Source organism: Flagellimonas alvinocaridis, assembly GCF_965248585.1.
Taxonomy (GTDB): Bacteria; Bacteroidota; Bacteroidia; order Flavobacteriales; family Flavobacteriaceae; genus Flagellimonas; species Flagellimonas alvinocaridis.
Genome location: NZ_OZ252111.1, coordinates 636984 through 657046, shown reverse-complemented (window position 1 = coordinate 657046; position 20063 = coordinate 636984). Strand labels below are relative to the sequence as shown.

The 20063-nt window shown below is 41.9% G+C and carries 21 protein-coding genes and 1 tRNA gene; 6 read left to right on the top strand and 16 right to left on the bottom strand.

Annotated features, from left to right (window positions below; genetic code table 11):
• The first annotated feature begins 1 nt into the window (after window position 1).
• Window positions 2-2380 (top strand): penicillin-binding protein 1C, encoded by a 2379-nt coding sequence (pbpC, locus tag ACP14V_RS02910; RefSeq protein ID WP_272610713.1) that lies wholly within the window; start codon window positions 2-4, stop codon window positions 2378-2380.
• A 2-nt stretch (window positions 2381-2382) separates the two neighbouring features.
• Here pbpC and der read toward each other — a convergent pair whose 3' ends face one another.
• Window positions 2383-3684 (bottom strand): ribosome biogenesis GTPase Der, encoded by a 1302-nt coding sequence (gene der, locus ACP14V_RS02905; RefSeq protein ID WP_272610714.1) that lies wholly within the window; start codon window positions 3682-3684, stop codon window positions 2383-2385.
• Between the two features lie 76 nt (window positions 3685-3760).
• Between der and ACP14V_RS02900 the strand changes: the two genes are divergently transcribed.
• Window positions 3761-4270 (top strand): GTP-binding protein, encoded by a 510-nt coding sequence (locus ACP14V_RS02900; protein WP_116216178.1) that lies wholly within the window; start codon window positions 3761-3763, stop codon window positions 4268-4270.
• Here the strand turns inward: ACP14V_RS02900 and era are convergent.
• Together era and ACP14V_RS02890 are read right to left on the bottom strand one after the other, a co-directional pair.
• Complete coding sequence (era, locus tag ACP14V_RS02895; protein ID WP_272610715.1) at window positions 4267-5148, bottom strand: GTPase Era; 882 nt, start codon at window positions 5146-5148, stop codon at window positions 4267-4269. The two genes, ACP14V_RS02900 and era, sit on opposite strands and share 4 nt — an antisense overlap.
• Window positions 5138-6502, bottom strand: a complete 1365-nt coding sequence (locus ACP14V_RS02890) for an alanine/glycine:cation symporter family protein (protein WP_272610716.1) — start codon at window positions 6500-6502, stop codon at window positions 5138-5140. The genes era and ACP14V_RS02890 overlap by 11 nt, the downstream gene beginning before the upstream one ends.
• A 219-nt stretch (window positions 6503-6721) precedes the next feature.
• Between ACP14V_RS02890 and ACP14V_RS02885 the strand changes: the two genes are divergently transcribed.
• The 4 genes from ACP14V_RS02885 to ACP14V_RS02870 all read left to right on the top strand — a co-directional run bounded on the left by ACP14V_RS02885 (window position 6722) and on the right by ACP14V_RS02870 (window position 10000).
• Window positions 6722-6794 (top strand) — tRNA-Met (locus tag ACP14V_RS02885).
• Window positions 6795-6905: 111 nt separating this feature from the next.
• Window positions 6906-8207, top strand: coding sequence for a tyrosine-type recombinase/integrase (locus ACP14V_RS02880; protein ID WP_424987807.1), 1302 nt, complete (start codon window positions 6906-6908; stop codon window positions 8205-8207).
• Window positions 8208-8279: 72 nt separating this feature from the next.
• Complete coding sequence (locus tag ACP14V_RS02875; protein ID WP_272610718.1) at window positions 8280-9059, top strand: hypothetical protein; 780 nt, start codon at window positions 8280-8282, stop codon at window positions 9057-9059.
• 125 nt (window positions 9060-9184) lie between these two features.
• Window positions 9185-10000, top strand: coding sequence for an endonuclease/exonuclease/phosphatase family protein (locus ACP14V_RS02870; protein WP_272610719.1), 816 nt, complete (start codon window positions 9185-9187; stop codon window positions 9998-10000).
• Between the two features lie 7 nt (window positions 10001-10007).
• Here the strand turns inward: ACP14V_RS02870 and ACP14V_RS02865 are convergent, their stop codons facing one another.
• The 13 genes from ACP14V_RS02865 to ACP14V_RS02805 all read right to left on the bottom strand — a co-directional run bounded on the left by ACP14V_RS02865 (window position 10008) and on the right by ACP14V_RS02805 (window position 19889).
• Window positions 10008-11435, bottom strand: coding sequence for an ion transporter (locus tag ACP14V_RS02865; protein ID WP_272610720.1), 1428 nt, complete (start codon window positions 11433-11435; stop codon window positions 10008-10010).
• A 64-nt stretch (window positions 11436-11499) separates the two neighbouring features.
• Window positions 11500-11763 carry a DUF4236 domain-containing protein gene (locus ACP14V_RS02860; RefSeq protein WP_409557940.1) on the bottom strand — a complete coding sequence of 88 codons (264 nt, stop codon included), beginning with the start codon at window positions 11761-11763 and terminating at the stop codon, window positions 11500-11502.
• Window positions 11764-11765: 2 nt separating this feature from the next.
• Window positions 11766-12695, bottom strand: coding sequence for a hypothetical protein (locus ACP14V_RS02855; RefSeq protein ID WP_272610721.1), 930 nt, complete (start codon window positions 12693-12695; stop codon window positions 11766-11768).
• Between the two features lie 2 nt (window positions 12696-12697).
• Window positions 12698-13963 carry a hypothetical protein gene (locus ACP14V_RS02850; RefSeq protein WP_272610722.1) on the bottom strand — a complete coding sequence of 422 codons (1266 nt, stop codon included), beginning with the start codon at window positions 13961-13963 and terminating at the stop codon, window positions 12698-12700.
• Between the two features lie 5 nt (window positions 13964-13968).
• Window positions 13969-14373: a hypothetical protein gene (locus ACP14V_RS02845; protein ID WP_424987803.1), complete on the bottom strand. Its 405-nt coding sequence runs from the start codon at window positions 14371-14373 to the stop codon at window positions 13969-13971.
• 18 nt (window positions 14374-14391) lie between these two features.
• Entirely contained in the window at window positions 14392-14766 is a 375-nt protein-coding gene (locus tag ACP14V_RS02840) for a DUF6804 family protein (RefSeq protein ID WP_272610724.1), read from the bottom strand.
• A 9-nt stretch (window positions 14767-14775) separates the two neighbouring features.
• Entirely contained in the window at window positions 14776-14961 is a 186-nt protein-coding gene (locus ACP14V_RS02835) for a YegP family protein (RefSeq protein WP_272610725.1), read from the bottom strand.
• A 195-nt stretch (window positions 14962-15156) separates the two neighbouring features.
• Window positions 15157-15387 carry a hypothetical protein gene (locus ACP14V_RS02830; protein ID WP_272610726.1) on the bottom strand — a complete coding sequence of 77 codons (231 nt, stop codon included), beginning with the start codon at window positions 15385-15387 and terminating at the stop codon, window positions 15157-15159.
• Window positions 15377-16426, bottom strand: a complete 1050-nt coding sequence (locus ACP14V_RS02825; protein WP_272610727.1) for a type I restriction endonuclease — start codon at window positions 16424-16426, stop codon at window positions 15377-15379. Before ACP14V_RS02825 ends, ACP14V_RS02830 begins: the two co-directional genes overlap by 11 nt.
• An 8-nt stretch (window positions 16427-16434) precedes the next feature.
• Window positions 16435-17130: a hypothetical protein gene (locus ACP14V_RS02820; protein WP_272610728.1), complete on the bottom strand. Its 696-nt coding sequence runs from the start codon at window positions 17128-17130 to the stop codon at window positions 16435-16437.
• 2 nt (window positions 17131-17132) lie between these two features.
• On the bottom strand, window positions 17133-17423 hold the full coding sequence (locus ACP14V_RS02815) for a hypothetical protein (RefSeq protein WP_272610729.1): 291 nt from the start codon (window positions 17421-17423) through the stop codon (window positions 17133-17135).
• A 109-nt stretch (window positions 17424-17532) separates the two neighbouring features.
• Entirely contained in the window at window positions 17533-18198 is a 666-nt protein-coding gene (locus ACP14V_RS02810; RefSeq protein WP_272610730.1) for a DNA-binding response regulator, read from the bottom strand.
• Between the two features lie 14 nt (window positions 18199-18212).
• Window positions 18213-19889 (bottom strand): tetratricopeptide repeat-containing sensor histidine kinase, encoded by a 1677-nt coding sequence (locus ACP14V_RS02805; RefSeq protein ID WP_272610731.1) that lies wholly within the window; start codon window positions 19887-19889, stop codon window positions 18213-18215.
• Between the last annotated feature and the right edge of the window lie 174 nt (window positions 19890-20063).

The window sequence follows — 20063 nt, the reverse complement described above, 5'->3', positions numbered from 1 at the left end:
TGTGGCGTGGATAAAGAACATATCGCCCCTGCGAAAAACGCTTGCCAAGCATAAAATCAAGATAAGTGTCCTTGGCGCTGTCTTGATTTTATGGTTGTTCTGTCTGCCCAAAAAACTGTTCGAAGACCCCACCTCAACAGTCGTCAACAGTTCCGATGGCATTTTGATGGGGGCAAGGATTGCAGATGATGGGCAATGGCGGTTTCCCCAATTGGATTCCGTTCCCAAGCGTTTTGAGCAATGTATCCTGCTATTCGAAGATGAGTATTTTTACCAACATCCGGGTTTCAATCCCATTTCCATTGTCAAGGCGATTGGCCATAACCTCACCCAAAAAACCCGTAGGGGCGGAAGCACCATTACCCAACAGGTGATTCGTCTAAGTCGGAAAAACAAGGGTCGCACCTATTGGGAAAAGTGCATTGAGATTTTTATGGCCACTCGATTGGAACTAGGATATTCCAAAGAGGAGATTTTAAATTTATACGCTTCGCATACCCCCTATGGTGGAAACGTAGTGGGGTTGGAAACGGCTGCATGGCGTTACTTTGGCCTTCCCGTCCATGAATTGAGTTGGGGTCAATCCGCAACACTGGCGGTCTTGCCCAATGCACCCTCCTTGATTTTTCCCGGAAGAAATGAGCAGGTGCTTTTGGACAAACGTAACCGATTGCTGCAAAAGCTGCGGGATAAGGGTGTAATTGACAAAACCACATACGAATTGGCCCTGGAAGAGCCCTTGCCCCAAAAACCCATGCCCCTCCCTGATGTGGCGCCCCATCTTACGGAACGCATCAGAAATGAACACCACGGACAGCGCGTCACAACATCCATTGACCGATCTCTGCAAAACCGGCTCAATCTTTTGGCCGAAAGGCACTACCAGCAATTAAAAAGTAATGAAATCCATAATCTGGCCATTTTGGTACTGGATGTGGAAACCCGAAAGGTTTTGGGCTATGTGGGGAATTCCCCTTCGGGGAAAGACCATGCCAATTATGTAGACATCATCACCAAGAACAGAAGTACAGGCAGTACCCTAAAACCCTTTCTTTTTGCTTCCTTGCTGGATGAAGGTATTGTGTTGCCCCATAGTTTGGTCGAGGATGTACCCACGGTCATCAACGGATACCATCCACAGAATTTTGACAAAAAGCACGTAGGCGCGGTACCCGCCAGCAGGGCACTTTCCCGCTCCTTGAATGTCCCCGCGGTACGATTGCTCAGGGAATATGGGCTGCAAAAATTCTACAACAAGCTCAAGAAAATGAATTTGGAATCACTGGACCGACCCTCTTCCTATTACGGATTGTCCTTGATTCTCGGGGGAGCCGAAAGCTCTTTATGGGAGGTGACCCAAACCTATGCTGCCTTGGCTTCCACATTGAATTATTTTGTGGACCACTCGAGTACCTACCGCCCGACCGAATTTGTGGAACCTTCTTACATCCTAGAAGATAAACTGAATTTTGGCGAACAACAATTTGATCCTCCCATTTTTGGCGCGGGGGCCATTTATAGCACTTTTCAATCCATGATGGAGGTGAACCGCCCAGAAGGGAGTGAGAATTGGCAATTTTTTGATTCCTCCCAACCCATCGCTTGGAAAACAGGCACCAGTTTCGGGTTTAAGGATGCTTGGGCCGTGGGCACCACTCCCAAATACACCATTGGGGTCTGGGTAGGCAATGCCGATGGGGAAGGCAGGCCCGGTTTAACGGGGATCACCGCAGCAGCACCCATTCTTTTTGATGTGTTGGACGCCCTGCCCCCCAGCAATTGGTTCCAAGAACCTTTTGATGACCTTACGGAGTTGGAGGTGTGTGCCCAAAGTGGTTACCGTGCTTCGATCTACTGTAGCGAAACCCAAAAAGAGTATGTGCCCACCCACGGTACACGAAGTGGCACTTGCCCTTATCATCAGCAGGTATTTCTGGATAACTCTGAACAATTTCGGGTGCATTCCGACTGCTATCCTTTAGAAAACATAGTGGCAAAAAACTGGTTTGTGCTTCCCCCCGTACTGGAGTACTATTATACCACATCGCACCCCAATTACGCACCGCTTCCTCCATATCTGGACGGATGCTCTTCCATGGAAAGTCAAGGTATGGATTTTCTTTATCCAAAACGTAATGAGACCATTTTGCTTCCCAAGGATTTGGGCAATACAACTTCCGATATTGTCTTAAAATTGGCGCATCAGCAGTCCAATGCCATTGTGTATTGGTATTTGGACGAAACCTACTTGGGCAAGACCGAAAATTTCCATGAACTTATTCTGGACATCAAACCGGGGGATTATGTGCTTTCCGCCACGGATCACTTGGGCAATCGCCTTGAACAATCCATCCAAGTCCGGTTGGCTTCGGAAAATTGAGCCTATTTCTTGCGCATAAAAATGGTGATGGGCACTCCGGTAAAATCGAAATGCTCCCTGAGCTTGTTCTCCAAAAATCGCTTGTACGGGTCACGCACATATTGCGGCAGGTTACAGAAAAAGGCAAACTGCGGATAGGGCGTGGGCAATTGGGTACAGAACTTGATCTTCACGTATTTGCCCTTGTAAGCTGGTGGAGGTGTATGCTCAATGATAGGGAGCATAATATCGTTCAATTTTCGGGTCACGATTTTCTTTGAACGGTTTTTGAAGACATCCACTGCCGTTTCGATGGCTTTGTAGATCCGCTGCTTGGTCATTACCGAAATAAAGAGAATGGGCACATCCTCAAAAGGAGAGATGGCCTGCTTAATTTTAGCGGTATACTCTTTCACGGAATTGGTCTCTTTTTCCACCAAATCCCATTTATTCACCAGTATCACGATTCCCTTGTTGTTCCGTTGGGCCAACCAGAAAATATTTTCCACCTGCCCATCAAAGCCACGGGTGGCATCCAACATCAAAATACAAACATCACAATGCTCAATGGCCCGTACGGAACGCATTACGGAGTAAAACTCCAGATCTTCCTTGACCTTGGATTTTCTTCGGATTCCGGCGGTATCCACCAAGTTGAACTCAAACCCAAATTGGTTGTATTTGGTGTCAATGCTGTCCCGGGTGGTCCCTGCAATATCGGTAACAATGTAGCGATCTTCGCCTATCAAGGCATTTATAAAAGAAGATTTTCCTGCATTGGGTCGTCCTACAACAGCAAAACGAGGCAATTCACTCTCTTCTTCCTTCACATCGGGCAATACTTCTACCAAAGCATCCAGCAACTCCCCTGTTCCGCTTCCGTTGATGCTGGAAAGGGTGTAATACTCCCCCAATCCCAAGGCATAAAACTCAACAGCATCGGCCATTCTTTGTGCATTGTCCACCTTGTTCACGGCCAAAAAAACAGGCTTGTTAACCTTACGAAGCAATTTGGCCACGTCCTCATCCATTCCAGTGACCCCTGACTCCACATCGACCATAAAGATGATTGCATCGGCCTCACCTATGGCAAGTTCCACTTGTCTATCGATTTCCTTTTCAAAAACATCATCGCTCCCCAACACATATCCTCCGGTATCGATCAAGGAAAATTCCCGACCGTTCCAGTCGCTCTTCCCGTAATGACGATCGCGGGTAACCCCGCTCACGGCATCCACTATGGCCTCACGGCGTTGGATCAATCTATTGAAAAAAGTGGATTTCCCTACATTGGGTCGCCCTACGATGGCTACTATAGCTCCCATCAGCATTAAATTTTGGCAAAAGTACCATTTATTATGAAGAAAAAATGATACCTTCTTTTATCTATTTCAATATGTTATGAGTGATTTCACCAATGAGATTGTCCTTAGGCCCCGATTTCAGTTGGCCTTGAAAACCGATTTGGACCATATTAAACAGGTTTTTGATTCGGTTGGGGACGGACAATTTGTGGTAAAACGTCTGGATGAGCACATCTATATCCGGTTCCAGCCCTCTGAAATTACCTTTTGGTCCCCGCAACTCCATCTGGAACTCATTTCCTTCGAGGAAGGCGAGAGTCAAATCCATGGGGTCTTTGGACCCAACCCCACACTTTGGACGTTTTTTATGTTCCTGCATTTTGGAGTGGGCACCCTTTTTGTAATCTTGGGTGTATTTGCCTATTCCAACCATTCGTTGGGAAAAGATGTGACCCTTTGGCTCGTGGGCATGTTCTTTTTGGTACTGATCTGGTTTGGGCTATATGCTTTTGGCCGTATGGGAAAATCCAAGGGAAAGCCACAAATGGAACAACTCAAGGATTTTTTTCGGAAAATGGTCTCTGGATTCCCCCGAGAATCGGTCTAGTTGTTGTATCCAAAGCGCTTGAGCTGTTGGCTATTGCTACGCCAATTTTTATTGACTTTCACATAAAGCTCGATATGTACTTGCTTTGCAAAGAATTTTTCCAAGTCTTTACGAGCTTCCACACCCACTCTTTTTAAGGCACTTCCCTTGTGTCCGATAATGATTCCTTTTTGGGTATTTCGCTCCACCATAATCACGGAACGGATTCGGATGATATCCTCGTCTTCCAAAAACTCCTCGGTCTCCACTTCCACAGAATATGGAATTTCCTTTTTGTAATGGAGCAATATTTTTTCCCTGATAGTCTCATTGACAAAAAAACGTTCAGGCTTGTCGGTCAATTGGTCTTTGGGGTAATACGGAGGGGCTTCTGGCAACAATTCCAAAATACGTTCAAAGACTTCCTTTACATTGAAGTTCTCCAAGGCTGATATGGGATGGATCTCCGCGTTGGGAAGTACGGTCTGCCAATGCTGCATCTGTTCTTCCAAAGCTACTTGATCTGACGTATCTATCTTGTTGAGTAACAGCAACACCGGAATCTTACTGTTTTGAATTTTTTTGAAAAAGGCCTCATCCTTGAGTGCCTTTTCACCAATTTCCACCATATAAAGCAAAACATCGGCATCTTCAAAGGCCGATTTCACAAAGTCCATCATGGACGATTGGAGTTCATAGGCGGGTTTGATGATACCCGGGGTATCGGAAAGGATTACCTGAAAATCGTCCCCGTTGACAATTCCCAAAATCCGATGACGGGTCGTCTGGGCCTTGGAGGTAATAATGGAAAGCTTCTCCCCCACAAAAGTGTTCATTAGGGTAGACTTTCCTACGTTGGGGTTTCCAATGATATTTACAAAACCTGATCTATGCACCACCTTGCTTCAATTTTTTAAAATAGTTTTTGGCCGACTCATTTACTTTGGGCGATAAATACAGTACGGCAATCATGTTGGGAATGACCATAAGGGCATAGGATAAATCTATGAGATTTTTCACTAAATCCAACGATGCAATCGTGGCAAAAACCACCATCACTATAAAAAATACATTGTACCACTTCCCTACTTTGGGATTGGTAAGGAATGAAAGGCATTTTACCCCGTAATAGGAATAGGTAAACAGTGTGGAAAGGGCAAATGCCGTTACTATCACCATTAACAAAATATCGCCAACACCGTAAAGGGTCTTTTCAAAAGCGGACATGGTCATGGTAATTCCACTACCGTCCTCCAAGTAGGCCCCGCTCAAGATAATGACCACGGCGGTAAAGGTACAGACCATGATGGTATCTATAAATGGCCCCAACATGGCCACCAATCCTTCCTTGGTGGGCTCATCGTTACGGGATTGGCCATGGTACATGGGCGCACTACCGAGACCGGCTTCATTGGAAAACATGGCACGGCGTACCCCTACTATCACAAGGCCCCAGAATCCACCCGTGACTATGGTGTCAAAATTCCAAGCTTCCACAAAAATCATTTTAAGGGCCGGCAATACCTCGCCAGCATTATTGGCCATCACAAAAATTACGGCCAAGAGATATACCCCTACCATAAAGGGTACTATAGCCGATGCCACCTTGGCGATCTTGGAAAGTCCGCCAAAAATCACAATTGAGGTAACAATGGCCAAAACGAACCCTATGCCCAGTTTCCAATTAAATTCGCTGGTCAATAATAGTGTTTCATGGGGCTTCACCACCCCCATAAAAGCCTCGGTAAACTGGTTGGCGGTAAACACGCCCAAAAAACCGAACAATCCACAAATACTGAAAAAAATAGCCATGGGCTTTGCCCATTTTCCCATTCCCTTGGTGATGTAGAACATGGGGCCACCCTGTAACTTTCCATCGGCATCGGTATCCCGGAACATAATGGCCAAACTCCCGGAATAGAATTTTATGCCCATGCCCAAAAGGGCCGTCATCCAAATCCAAAAAACAACCCCTGGTCCGCCATCATGGATGGCAATGGCCACACCTGATATATTCCCCAAGCCCACAGTGGCCGCTACTGCTGCGGACAACGCCTGAAATGAACTGACATCGCCTTTGGCATTCTTATCATCATACTTTCCTGAAACTACGGCAATGGCGTGCCCGAAATAGCGATAGGGTGTAAATTTTGAATAAAAAATCAGAAAAATCCCTCCTCCTATCAGCAATAGAAACATGGGCCATTCGGTGTATGGCAGTATGGAGGACAGAAAATCGTTGATTGCTTTCATAGGGTCAAAAACTCCGAATTTAGGGATTTTCAGCTGTATAGCCCCAAATGATTTAGGAATATTGGGATTTGTTTGGAAATAACCGAAAAACGGTTGTATATTTGCCGTCCACATCGCGGGGTAGAGCAGTACCCTTCGACAAGCTCAGGACAGGGTACCTACCAAAACTGGGCATTTTTATTGAAAATTACGTTTCTTAAGGAAACAAAAGATATATATCGCGGGGTAGAGCAGTAGGTAGCTCGTCGGGCTCATAACCCGAAGGTCGCTGGTTCGAGTCCAGTCCCCGCTACAAAGGCTAAATTGCTAGGAACAAACGGATTGTGTACATACAATCCGTTTTTTTATGCCCGATGTTTCCCTATTTTTACGCACAGTACATGGTACCGTACACGTTTTTGACATGAAACGAGCCTTCTCAGAACCAAAGATATACACCGGTGGGGCCGATGCGAAAAGCTGGTCCAAGCTCCCCAAGAAAGAGCAAAGGGACGCCCTTGCCAAGGACTGGTACGTCTACTATTCGTTCCGTGACCCTTCCACGGGAAAACTGAAGAGACAGCCCAACATCAAGGCAGGTGCCAACCGCTATGGAACAAAGCGGCAGCGCTATGCCCATCTGAGGACCATCCAGAGGAACCTTACGTTCCTTCTCGAGGCCGGTTTCAGCCCCTATGCCGACAACACCGAACTGGAGGGGGAACTCTTTGACAAAAGGAAAGGGGCCCCTGATAAGGGCGCAATACAGTCCATTGAAAAACAAGGACAGCAAAGGGAGACCATCGGACCAAAGGACGGGGATATCCCAATAGGGGTCACGGAGGCCCTGGAGATGGCCCTTTCCATAAAAAAGAGGACCCTTAGGGAATCCTCCTTCATCAAGTTCAGGAGCAGGGCCAAGCGTTTCGGGGAATGGGTGGCGCAACGTTTCGGCAGCGGTCTCAACATTGCACTGTTGGACAAAAGAACGGTCATGGAGTACCTCAACGAGGTATTGCAGCGCACCAGTGCCCGGAACCGCAACAATGCAAGGGCCGATCTGAGCTCCCTGTTCCAGACCCTTGAGGACAACGAAATCATTGCCAAGAACGTTGTCAAAGGGATACCCCAGCTCCGAACCCAACCCAAGCGCAACAAAACATACAGTCCAAATCTGCTTGCCGAAGTGGAGAACCTCATAAAAGAGAACGACCCCCTGTTGCTGCTCTTTGTGCGCTTTGTCTCCTATTGTTTCCTAAGGCCCATAGAGGTATGTAGGCTGAGGGTAAGGGACATCGATGTCACGGACAAAAAGCTGTATCTGCGCACCAAGACCAAGCTCGACAAGACCAAGATAATCCCTGACATCCTATTGGAGGAACTGCCTGATATTTCAAGAATGGACCCCGAACACTTTCTATTCACCCCGGAGGGTATCGGAGGGGCCTGGGACACCTCCGAGGAGAACAAGAGGGGGTATTTCACAAAACGGTTCAAAGTGGTAAAGGAGGAACTTGGGCTCGGTATGGAATATGGCCTATACAGTTTCCGGCACACCTACATCACCCAACTGTACCGTAAACTGGCCAAGGACCACCCCTCATTTGTAGCCAAGAGCAAACTGTTGCCCATAACCGGCCACAGCACCATGGATGCCCTTGAGAAGTACCTTCGCGACATCGATGCCGAACTGCCGGACGACTATTCCCACCTGTTCGAAAAATAGAAGTGGGCAATTCATCCCATTGCCTTACCTTTATTAGGGGAAATTTTGTTGTTTTACATAGAACCATATCCTATGAACCCCTTCGGACTACTGAAAGGACACGACCTGGCCGGCATGGAGCCAACGGACCGACAACTGCTATTGTTGTCCCATGGACTGATGGAACCAATGCATGTAATTGCCCTTTCAACGGAGCCCAAACAGGTATTTCCCCCTGTCGGCCCGCCCGTGATGCGGTATTCCCAACAGCTCATCAACGGTCTGCACTCATTTTTGTTGGAACGGTATGCCCACATTGTTGATGGGCCGTTCTATGGCTTCTTCCATGATTTCAATGAAGAGATATTTGGCCTTGGCAAGAAGAAGTCCAGAAAATTGGCCCTGAACTACTATACACTGCTTACCGATTCCATGATCACCAAGAGCATCAGGATTATCCGTGTCCAAAAGGACAAAAGCGGTATAGAGTCCGTCAACAACATGGGAAGGCTGGAAATGTTAGAGGGGCAACGGAACGCATTTAAGGGCAATCTGGCAAACAGTGAACTCCTTGACCAATGTTTGATGGGAAATGAAGGTTATTTTTCCATTGGCCTCATTGAAGAAAACAAAACGTTGGGGCATTTCGTTGACTTTGAAACGGCCTTGAAAATCATTTTGTCCTTGAACAGCTCCTATGGTTTTGAGCCCAATCCTTTCTCTTACACAAAGGATGAGAAAATGGAAAAACCGGTCGGACCCAAAAAGACCAGACCAAAAATTAAGAACCCTGCGGTTCTATCTGATGAAGAAGCGATAGATTATCTTCTGAGAAATGTTTTTCGTTCAAGGAGGAGCCCAGACCCTAAATGATCCAAAAAAGGGTTTTCAAAGTAGGGTATCATGGCATCTTTATTTCTTCAATTAGCATTGTTACGGAATTCCATAATATCTCGAAAAGTTTTTTTATAAATTGAGGGGCAATCAAACCCAACCCCATGCTGAAAAGAATTCTATTAGTAGTATTCCTACTGATTTCTTATTATCCCATTTTTTCCCAACAAGATGAAATCACCCTGATTTCTTGGAACATCAAAGACTTTGGAAAGACCAAGAACAGTGAAGAACTGAATAAAATTGCTGAAATCGTAAGGGATGTAGATGTCCTGGCCATACAGGAAGTAGTGGCCGGGTTTGGTGGCGCACAGGCTGTGGCCAAACTCACCGACATCCTAAATCGAAAAGGTAGTAAGTGGGACTATGTCATCAGTGACCCTACCAACAGTCCCAAATATGTTTCTGAACGCTATGCCGTTATTTGGAAGACCTATCGCATCAAAATTAAAAATAGGGGGTGGCTTGTTTCGGAATTGGATTCCCTAATTGACAGGGAACCGTTTTTGGTGAACTTTTACATGGATGGAAAACAGTTTACGCTGGTCGATTATCATTCCAGACCTTACAACAAAGATCCGGAAAGTGAGATTAAAGCTCTTTCTAAATTTGCCATCGACTCTCTAAAGGCTCCCGTACTGATTGCCGGGGATTTTAATGTGGATGAAAAAATGCCTGTCTTCAACACTTTAAAAAAATCAGGGTACCAAACAGCCATTAACAATCAAAAGACCACTTTAAAACGAAGCTGCGAACGGACCAATTACCTCAACCATCCCATTGACAATATTTTCTATTCGAAGAATGTTCACAAAGTGAAAGGAGGGGTTATCGACTTTGTCAGGTTTTGTGATCAATTGGAGGAGGCCAGAAAGTTATCGGATCATTTGCCAGTGTTTTTGAGGTTTAGGTTGAAATAAAACTCCCCTATGACAGGTAGACCAACCGATCACTATCGTCCACCAACATATCATTCTTTGGTGACAAAACCGATTCATTTTGATGGTTGATCACACCCAAAAGCGTTTCATTTTTTTCCAGCAAAAGCAGTTTTATATCCTTGATCATCACAGGAACAGTAAGTCCCAACTCTGTGGGCCTTAAACTCTTTACCCGCTCTCCATCCTCACCAAAGAGTTGGTAGAACAAATTGGAAATATTGGGATTGCCTATACAGGTGGAAATAATTTTGGCGTCTATCAATTCTTTGAACAGAATTTCATCTCCCATGATTTTGTCCTTGATGATCTCCGCATTGACCTCATCGTTTATTTCGGCAATGGTATGGGTGTCCGGCGCCTCCTTTTCAATATGGAAAACGGTCATTACCGTTCTCAAATCCACATCCCGAATGGTATCGTGCTCATTGAATTCTGCAAAGACAACTGCAAATTTGGCCTGCTTTATCTGTATCAATTTCAAGGTGTTGTAATCCGTATAATCTGCATTTATATAAATGAGCCCATCCTTATCGGCAATGGTTTTCTGGGTGACCAAGACAATCTTATTGCAATACCTTTTGTCTCGAAGCAAGTCTTCTATAACCTTTTCAGCGGATTTGGTGTAACCACATATCACAATGTGGTTCTTGATGTTCAGGCGGGATATTTTCCCCGATGTAATGGCATTCATGACCAGAGATATTTTATTGAGTATAATTGAGATAAAAAAGCCAAAAATGGCCATGTTGAAAATCAGCAATAGAATGGAAAGAAGCTTTCCAAAAACAGTTTTGGGAGTGGTATCTGCCAATTCTATCAGTTCAAGGGAATACCAAAAAGAATTGGTGAAGCTATAAAATGCTTCGCTATCACTATTGTGTTCCACGCTGTACAACCCAAAACTAAGTACCAATAAAATAATGAGTGTTACCGTAAAAAAGATATAGAACATCCTGTTATGCTCCTTCATACCCTGAAGGATAATATGGAGCTTGTCTACTTCGCGAAATATTTTAAAAGCTCTTACCAAACGGAACAACCTTAAAAAGCGTAGAAGGCGAAGCATCCGAAAGGCTCTAAAAAATCCCAAGGACGGCAAAATGGCCAAAAGATCTATCATTGATGACGGTTTGGCCATCCACAAAAGTTTTTGCTTCAGTGCAAAAAATAGCCCCCCAATATGGTAATCATTCCTAAAATCGGAACAGATGTAGAAGCGGACACCATACTCAACTATAAAAAATACAAGCACAGCCTTATCCACATATTCCAAATTCTTGGAAAGATATTGGTATTCATTTTGAAAAAAGATGAGCACAATGGAAAGCAGAATCATTGAGGCAATGAAGACATCCCACAGGTATTTCTTTGGATTTTCCTCATCCAAGAACCAATATTTCAAAAACTGTTTCATGGCTTCCTGATGATGCCCCACTTTTTAATTGCAACCATACCTCCCTTACAATTTAAAAAATCAATCAAGCTTTGTTTGATAGCATGGATGAACACGAGATTATGCCTACCATTACCAACACAAATAATAAAACCACCAAACACCCGCTACTTTTTGATTTTGAAAAGGTTTTACGATAGGTTAGACCGGGTATCCCAGTCCGTATTGAATATCCTTTCGAACTTAAACTTCCCCGTTTCCCTCGATAACTTGGGGTGATACCAGATTTGCTGATATGGACTCCAAAACCTTTTCCCAGTTTTACTCTTTTGTGAAATCGGAATGCCATGGTTATTTATTTAAAATGAAATCAAAGATTACCTTTTCAATATTCTTGGGGATGTCAGCATTTTTGATTTTAATTTTATTTTCATCAACCCCCATTTCCTGTAACCATTGAATCCAAAAGGATTCAACAATATCTTGCGAATAAGCCCCTCCATTTTCACCATTAATCCCGATAACAAGAACTTCCAAATCCTGCAAACCATTAGTGGCAGGGATAAAACCAAAGTCCTTTTCTGCCATTTTATCTCTCCAGTCAGACCCATCCAATTTTAACCCATCAAGACTCTTAGGTGTTAAATAAGAGGTTCTACTCCCTTTGACCATTTGCGTTTTATAATAAAACATATAACCATCGGTAAGAATCACCAAAATATTCCTGTGGCAATCATCCATACAATAGTCTTTCACATCATGCTCAAAAAACCGCCAAATATCAGATCCTGGATAACCGCCACGGTCTTGTGCATCAGCCTTGGCTGAATCATACAATTCAGAAGGCAACTGGTCATATAAGTTTTGGGCCTCGTTTAAATAATCTTTGTTTGTGTCCTTGTTAAAAGCAATGCTAAGTTTTTCTGCTATTTCATTAATTTTTCCCGAAGGTTCGGGATTAAAGTACAACTGCAATCTATCTTCCAAGAACAGTAATTTTTTTCCTTTGACATGAGTAAGGAATGCCTTGGCCAGACTTGAGAGGTATGCGAGGTCTTTTTGAACCTGATCGTCCATTTCAATTCGGTCCGAAAGGTCTAGTAATACACTTATATTTAAATTGTTTTCCTTAGTATTTAGAATGTGCGGAGGACAAGTGCCATTCATTGCTACGGGGACAGACTCTTCCTCTTTTTTTGATTGTTTTGGTTCTTCGGCACAGGCAAATAGGAGCAAAGTCATAAAACATGGTACAAGTATTCTATTCTTATCGCCTTTCATGATTAAAGTGTTTTGGTGTATACTTTGTTTTGATAATCATCGGTATCGAGTTCCAAGTTTTTGATATGGGTATCATACACTTTCCTACACCTCAACTGAAGATCATTTTTTTCATTGACCCCCATAGCAAGCTCGGCATCTACATATTTTTGCCACCCTTGTAGGTATTGTGCGGAAAGTAACTTGTAATTGCGAATGGGAAGAATAAATCCATCGATAATGTTCTGAAGCTCAGCAATTCTTTTGTCCAAGTCTGATATTTCATTTTGTAGAACTTTGATGCCCCCCTTGAGTTTGAGAATGCTTTTTTCCTTATTCTGTATTTCCTCATGCAAGTCTTTTATAAAACATTGTATTTTGTCCCTATCCGTATGTTCCTTCATAACAAAATCAAATACCAACCCCCATACAATATAGGAAACGAAACCTGCAAAAATAATCAGCCAAAAACCTACACTTTGAAAAGCAATGGGAATATTGAAATCCGGACTGTCAAAAGTTTTATTGAGGTTATATAACTTTTCTTCAATAAGGTATGCCAAGATGGAATCGAACAAAAAAGTGATTATGAACAAGGCTACGATTTTCAATATGTTTACATATCCCTTTTTTGACTGAAACATGTGTATGAGATATCCTAGGGCAAAAAACACAAAAGGTATAAATAGCACAAAGCCCAGTTCCAACAATCCATCCTCATATGCTTTTGACAATGCCTTAGGGTAGAAAATCCCTGTAAAAAGACTGGTACTTGGGTCAAATGTCCTAAAGAATGCCGAATATGAGGTAGATATATAAAATATAAGGATATAGGCCGTCAGAGGTAAAAGAAACAACAACCCTATCCAAAACTTGGCTGTGGACCGCTTATCAACGTCCAAACCATAATCCAATGGGTTTCTTCTGACATTTATAGTATCCTGACGTAGTTTTTCAATTTGTTCCTCGTATTCGCCTGCCTCATTTTCAAGGGTTTCCTTTTCCTCTGTTTTATTAAGCAAAGCTGTGGTCTTTCCTTTCAATTCTGTAGTGTATGGCTGCTTAAGCCGCTCTTGGTTGGCTAAATCTATTTTACAATCATTTTCAAATTTCTGATAGATTGTTTCCAATGATATTTTCAGGGTATGTTCACTACCCTGGCATGATTTAGAGGTTTCATACCCCTCATGGCTATAATCTGTTGAAGGGTTGCTTTCCACTTTTTTCAGAGTGGTTTCTTTATGCTCATTGTTAGGCCGTAGAGAGGCCAATTTTTTTAAGATTCCCATGGTGATTATTCGTTGAGTTCCTTCAGTATGGTGTGTTTTGTTTTTTCATTTTGTGCACTCTCCAATAAATAACTACAGAGTTCGTCCACATTTTCATCTAAAAATCCAAACTTTTGAATGTATTTTTTCAATGTGATTTCTTCATCGGAAGTAATCTTTTTATCTGCCCAAATCATCTGGGCCAAATCATATAGATAAGCAATCCTTTTTTCAAGACTTTCGGGAATGGTTACTTCACCAACAGGTTCGGTCAATATTTTGTCCAGTTCCCATTTTGAAATATCCCGCTCCTGAGCAAACCTGTAAAGCAATTGCATTTCCACGGGGCTGAAATTCTCATCAGAAAGGGCGATTTGATATAGCCTTAAAAAATGACTTTTCAATTCTGCCGTAATGGTAATCTTTTGCATACTTTAATATAGTTTTGGTTAGTAAATCCGGTCTCGTTCGTATTTCTTCACTTTCTTTTTAGTAGTAGGTACAGGTTTTACTTTTATTGGGCGGTTGATGATGACCTCTATTAGAAATAACATCCCCGTCAAAATATCCAAGGGAACCCAATACATTTTTTTGTAGAGATATATGGGGAAAATGGGGTTGAACACTATCGCAACCAATCCAAACAAGAGCCCCCAATATAAATGATTACTGTTTTTGACAATGACCAATAAGGCCCCAATGAAAATCACCGTACGTAGCAGCCAATAATATTCTCGGGGAGCTTTCAATACAGCTATGAATAAAAGCAATGCACAAAGGACAGAGATGATACGTACAAAGTTGGCGAAGAATTTTGCGCTCATTGGAAAGTTTTAAGTAGTTGTATCCTCAACTTTCGCAACTGGTGCATCACGCTTAACAGCTGCAATACCATTTTCACAACCTTGTTTGGAAATATACATTTCACTTGTTGTAATCACTTTACCATTTGAGGCAAATAGGTTAAAGTAAAATTGATTGTTTCTACTTTTTGAGATAACGAATTTTGGAATAGCCATATTTAACGGTTTTAATAGTTTGTACTCCAAACGTAATCCCATTGCCACACAATCCCTTACAGAATTCCGTAATGCAAAAAAGTGGTGGAAAAGTATGTCAGTTCGAGCGCAGCCGACAATGGGTATGGGTAGAGAGTTCCGACCACATCTCGACTGCGCTCGATTTGACCAGCGATTTGTAAAAAAGATTAATGTTTAATCCTCCCAGCCGCAAAGGGTGCGGCCCATTTCCTTGGCCTTTTTTAAAGTGACTTCGTGAATCTTGGTGGAACAGTTGGAAAGTCCCCGACAGTTTTTACGATAATGGTACTTTTTGCTCCCCTTCCCCATACAGAGATAAACGGTGTTAGTATCCGAATTGACAGGCGTATCGAAACCAGATAGTATAAAAATCAATAAGGGAAGCAATAGAACCCTAAACCTCATAGTAACCGACCGTTTTCAGTAATTCTTCTTCAAACTGGTAGATATCATCCACAGTCTCGATCAAATGCCGAGTCTCTTCCTTTTGCTCATCAATAACCCCAAGATATTTGTTCCCACCATTCAAATGGAGGCGACATAAAGGTTTTCGATTGTTATCATCCAACAAGATTCCGAAATACGATTGAGTATCCCGATGAACAATACGATGAATTGGAAGTTTTCTCCGCAAAATGGCTACCACGATCCGATAACCTTCCAGTTCTTCCTCTGTGGTGTTCACTTTACTGATCTTTTCGGGTACCTTATGCTCTACCTGTTGTTTTTCGGACTCTTTGTTCAAGGCCGCATTCAAGCGGTCGCTCACCTTTTCGCCAATAGTCTGGGTAAAGGCCTTGCTTACCAAATCGGTAAATTCCCCCATCACCTTTTCAGTAAGCCGGCCAGAATATACCTCCCCAGCAAAAAGCCGTACAAAATGATACGACGGAGCTTGCAGTTCTTCTGCAATCAATTTTTTTATTTCCTTAGTGTACTTTAGGGAACTCGCATTGTCGACAATTTCGTCCACATTGAAATTGGATTTGTGGAACTTGGCAATCTCCTTGATGGTGTTTTCCTTTAAGTGGGTAATGTCGAACTCCAAAAAGGGCTTTTCATCCATCTTATTGGCCGCTTCCAAGTCCGTATAAAACTGATATTCTATACCATTCGTAAGGAGTGCAAACCGAGTTTTGGTAGTGTGGAAATACCGAAATAATTGAGAGTTATGGGACGTTAGGTTATCCTTCCAGTTTTTACATTCGATGATTATGATGGGCGTCCCATTTTGAAAAATAGCGTAGTCTACCTTCTCCCCTTTTTTAAGTCCCAAATCGGCCGTGAACTCTGGCACCACCTCGGTGGGGTTAAAAGTGTCGTACCCCAAAAGGTTGATGAATGGCAATACAAAGGCATGTTTGGTGGATTCTTCGGTATCGATTTGCCCTTTGAGCTTGGCCGCCTTTTCGGCCAAAGCTTTAAGTTGGTTTTGGAGTTCCATTTATGTAATTAATATGTTTTTTCTTTCCTTTCAACAATACTCAATCTTGCCATTTCCTTAAATTTTCCAGAATCATCATATAAACTAAGGTTCCCATTTTCTTCAATTAAATAATACTCTCCATGATTATTTTCATAATCGTATCTAGTAGCATTTTTCTGTTTTTTCTCAAAAACCTCTTCAATTAGTTGCCCTCCCTTACCAATGAGACTGTTATCCGCATAAATAGATTTCATATATAGATTCCCCTCTCCTTTGACCAAGAATTTTTTATTGGGGAGCATTGCGTCATTATCATACCATGAAGCAATTATTTCTCCTGACACCATCTCATCTTCCATTTTTTTATATGCTTCCCCAGAAGCTCCCAAAATTTCTAGTTCAAGCTCTGGCTTAAAGTGAGATATTGCCCAAGCTCCATATTCAGTTTCCTGTTCAGGTAAATAATAAAAAATCCATAGCTTTTCGTAACCATTCCTTTCTTCCTTTAGATTCAACGCTAATTTTTTGAGCTCTTTTTCACTTACTGGACCTTGAAGTCTTACCTTGATATTGGTTTTTTTAAAAGAAATATCTCTGTCTTCACCAATAATAGAATATACTTTCTCTCTATAGGGAGTTTCTCTTGCGCCTTCATTGCCAGCTTTATTTTGAATACATCCTATTACTTGACATAAAATGATCGTCAGAAATAATCTTTTCATTTTTATAGCTTTTCGCAGGTTTCGCCTTTGTTTGCCGATACCATTTTATAAGCATCTACAATTTCCAATTCTCCATTACTCTGGTTATGCTGGTTACATAGGGGAATGATATACCATTTTGAATCAAATGAATTAGCTTTTTGGACATGGGCCCCAACTAAATCCTTATTGATACAGCCTTTTTCAATGCAAAAAGAGGTTGTCTGTCCACTAAATTTTTCCCAATGTTTAAGCCAACTCCCACAGCTACATTTATTTTGACTGGTACCATTAATATTTTTAATCCTTGCCATAATATTCTACTTTACGATTGTAATCCTCAAACCTAACCCCATTAAAAAACAATCCCTTACAGAAATCCGTAAGGGATTACAATTTGGTTGAAAAAAGAAAGGTCTCTGCTTAGATTTTACCTTCCCTAACCAATTTGGCTATAAGGTGATGCGTGTTTTTTGCTCCAAATTCATCAAACAATTTGCTCACTTTTTTATCTATAGTGCTTTCGCTATTAGGAGTGATGTTTTGCTGTTTGAGCTTTTCCGAGATTTCTTTTTTGGTGAGACCATCAGCAAGGTCTTTCAAAATCATACGGTCAAACTCATCCAACTCAAATACATTATTGGTAACATTGAGACTTATGCGAGGTGAAACAAAGGTACGGTTATGGTATACTTCCTGTATTGCGTTCACGAGTTCTGCTAAACTGTTTCGGCCTTTGCAGACATAAGCATGTATATTTTCCTCTTTAAAAAGCGCATTGACCTTTGCGGGATTATCCACCATTGAATTCACTATAATCTTTAAATCGGGTTGCACACTTCTCGCAGCCCTGATAAGTTCTTGACCAGAGGTAAGTTTACGTTCCACATGGTCTTCCGTAAAGAAAAAATCGGTGATCAACAGATCATAAGGTTCATTTTGGACATGGGCAAGTTTCAATCGATTGTAGGCTTTATCGCAATACAACTCTTCTTGAATCATTGGAATATCTAATTTGTTACGAATGGCTTCCACTATACCTCGATTGGTATCTTGAAAATCTTCAGCGATTAGAACTTTTTTGAACATAGTAGGCAACTGTTTTACTTCGGCAGGATGATGTTTGCCCTAAAGCCATCACCTTTTCCTGAATCAAATGTAATGGTTCCCCCTAAGGCTTGAATACGCTTTTCTGTATTTCGAAGTCCGTTTTTAGTATTCAGGTCTTCAATAGAGGCTCCAATCCCATCATCGGAATAGTCCACTTTCAATATTTTACCTACTTTTTGAAATGTAATAGCAATCATAGTAGCTTTACTATGTTTGCCCATATTAATCATTAATTCCTGAAGCACCTTATAAAGTACTGTCTTGGTCAATGGTGTTATCTCTGTCCAATTGATTTCCTTGCTTCCTGTAATGAACAGTCTGGCAATGGGTGGTGTCCTAAAACGGAGCATTTCAAAAAACTCTTCCTTAAAATTCGGACCTGTGTCCACTTCGTTGATTTCTCGGGAAAAGTCTCTACTTTGATCATAAAGGCCTTCCAAAGTATCCAACAATGTTGATTTGTCTGTATCATTTTGCACCATCAACATGGCTTGGTTGAGTCTGGCACCAAAACCATCATGTAGCCTCCTTGACAATTCAGCTTCCGTTTCATGGGCAGCAACCAACTTATCAGCTTTATTTTTTTGCCTTAACCTTTTGGTTCGCTGTCTAAAACTATATATGGACAATCCCAAAACGGATATTGCAAAAAGGAAACCACCTAGATAAATGATTTTCTGGTTACGTTGTCTGCTTGCTTCCAACTCTTTTTCCGCATTTTCCTTCTCCAGCCGCAAAATGGATTCTTGCTTGAGCTTATCATCATATTTATACTTGGCAAATTGGGTCTTCACCTTTAGCTCTTGCTCATATAGACTATCTTGTAAAAAAACGTATCGATCACGCAATTGAATATTTGTAGGCTCCAATTGCATCAAGAATTTTAATGCATCCTTTTCTGCCCGAGGCATTTTAATGGTTTTTGAAAAAGTGATTACTGTATCAAAATATGCTTGGGCCTTTTGGGGTTGCTTTTTGGAAAAAAATTCTCCCAAATGGGTATAACTGGCAATTTGTCCCCTTCTGTCATTGTTTTGGCGACGTATTTCCAAAGCCTGTAAAAAAGGTTCTTCAACTTTTTCTTTTCCTGAAAGCCATTGGGCATAGACTAAATTATCCAACACACGTGCATATTCATATCTATTTTGTTCAAGTACCGTATCCGAGGTGATTCCCATTAAAAGCATAATTGCATCTTCATAGCGAGCTTCATCTATATAAGCCGCCGCCATATTGTTTTTATAAATCAGCTTATCTTCCTTCGAATTTGTGCTACTAATTGCCTCTAAGTAATACCTCTCAGCATCATAAAAATTTAATAGCTTACGGTGATTCGTGGCTAAAAGATTAAAACATTGGGCAATGTAGATAGAGTCATTTTTTGAGACTAAATACTGTATAGCTTCCGTAAGGGTTTCCTTGCTACCAAAAAAATCGTTCGAATCCTTTTGAATAGTGCCCATATTTAGGAGATTTCGGCCTACCCAGACACTATCTCCTATATGTTCATAATACCCTTTGGACAGTGTATAGTTTTGAAATGCCTTTTCCGAATCATGCACAATTTCAGAAAAATAATGCCCCATAAGATAGTACTCTTTGGCCATATTATAAGGGTCTGCTCCATCGTAGGAAGAATCTATGAACAAAAGACGATGAAAAAAATTCAAGCTGTCATATTGTGCTAAAGAATAGTGAAGCCAATTTTTTTGATATGCCAATCGAGCTGAGACTACCTCCCTATTATGTTTTTTTGAGATTTCAATGGCCTTATTAATTGCTTTTAATCTATCATCGAGTTTAAGACTAACATCCAGTGACTTCCGATAAAAAAAATCAATCTC

Bases quoted from the DNA above. Each gene is read 5' to 3' on its own strand.
- ACP14V_RS02850 (WP_272610722.1), bottom strand. From the start codon at position 13,963: ATGGGAATCTTAAAAAAATTGGCCTCTCTACGGCCTAACAATGAGCAT.
- ACP14V_RS02860 (WP_409557940.1), bottom strand. From the start codon at position 11,763: ATGGCATTCCGATTTCACAAAAGAGTAAAACTGGGAAAAGGTTTTGGA.
- ACP14V_RS02865 (WP_272610720.1), bottom strand. From the start codon at position 11,435: ATGAAACAGTTTTTGAAATATTGGTTCTTGGATGAGGAAAATCCAAAG.
- ACP14V_RS02845 (WP_424987803.1), bottom strand. From the start codon at position 14,373: ATGCAAAAGATTACCATTACGGCAGAATTGAAAAGTCATTTTTTAAGG.
- ACP14V_RS02900 (WP_116216178.1), top strand. From the start codon at position 3,761: ATGAGTGATTTCACCAATGAGATTGTCCTTAGGCCCCGATTTCAGTTG.
- ACP14V_RS02870 (WP_272610719.1), top strand. From the start codon at position 9,185: ATGCTGAAAAGAATTCTATTAGTAGTATTCCTACTGATTTCTTATTAT.
- ACP14V_RS02855 (WP_272610721.1), bottom strand. From the start codon at position 12,695: ATGAAAGGCGATAAGAATAGAATACTTGTACCATGTTTTATGACTTTG.
- ACP14V_RS02815 (WP_272610729.1), bottom strand. From the start codon at position 17,423: ATGGCAAGGATTAAAAATATTAATGGTACCAGTCAAAATAAATGTAGC.
- ACP14V_RS02820 (WP_272610728.1), bottom strand. From the start codon at position 17,130: ATGAAAAGATTATTTCTGACGATCATTTTATGTCAAGTAATAGGATGT.
- ACP14V_RS02825 (WP_272610727.1), bottom strand. From the start codon at position 16,426: ATGGAACTCCAAAACCAACTTAAAGCTTTGGCCGAAAAGGCGGCCAAG.
- der (WP_272610714.1), bottom strand. From the start codon at position 3,684: ATGGGAGCTATAGTAGCCATCGTAGGGCGACCCAATGTAGGGAAATCC.
- ACP14V_RS02875 (WP_272610718.1), top strand. From the start codon at position 8,280: ATGAACCCCTTCGGACTACTGAAAGGACACGACCTGGCCGGCATGGAG.
- ACP14V_RS02810 (WP_272610730.1), bottom strand. From the start codon at position 18,198: ATGTTCAAAAAAGTTCTAATCGCTGAAGATTTTCAAGATACCAATCGA.
- ACP14V_RS02880 (WP_424987807.1), top strand. From the start codon at position 6,906: ATGAAACGAGCCTTCTCAGAACCAAAGATATACACCGGTGGGGCCGAT.
- ACP14V_RS02890 (WP_272610716.1), bottom strand. From the start codon at position 6,502: ATGAAAGCAATCAACGATTTTCTGTCCTCCATACTGCCATACACCGAA.
- ACP14V_RS02835 (WP_272610725.1), bottom strand. From the start codon at position 14,961: ATGGCTATTCCAAAATTCGTTATCTCAAAAAGTAGAAACAATCAATTT.
- ACP14V_RS02840 (WP_272610724.1), bottom strand. From the start codon at position 14,766: ATGAGCGCAAAATTCTTCGCCAACTTTGTACGTATCATCTCTGTCCTT.
- ACP14V_RS02830 (WP_272610726.1), bottom strand. From the start codon at position 15,387: ATGAGGTTTAGGGTTCTATTGCTTCCCTTATTGATTTTTATACTATCT.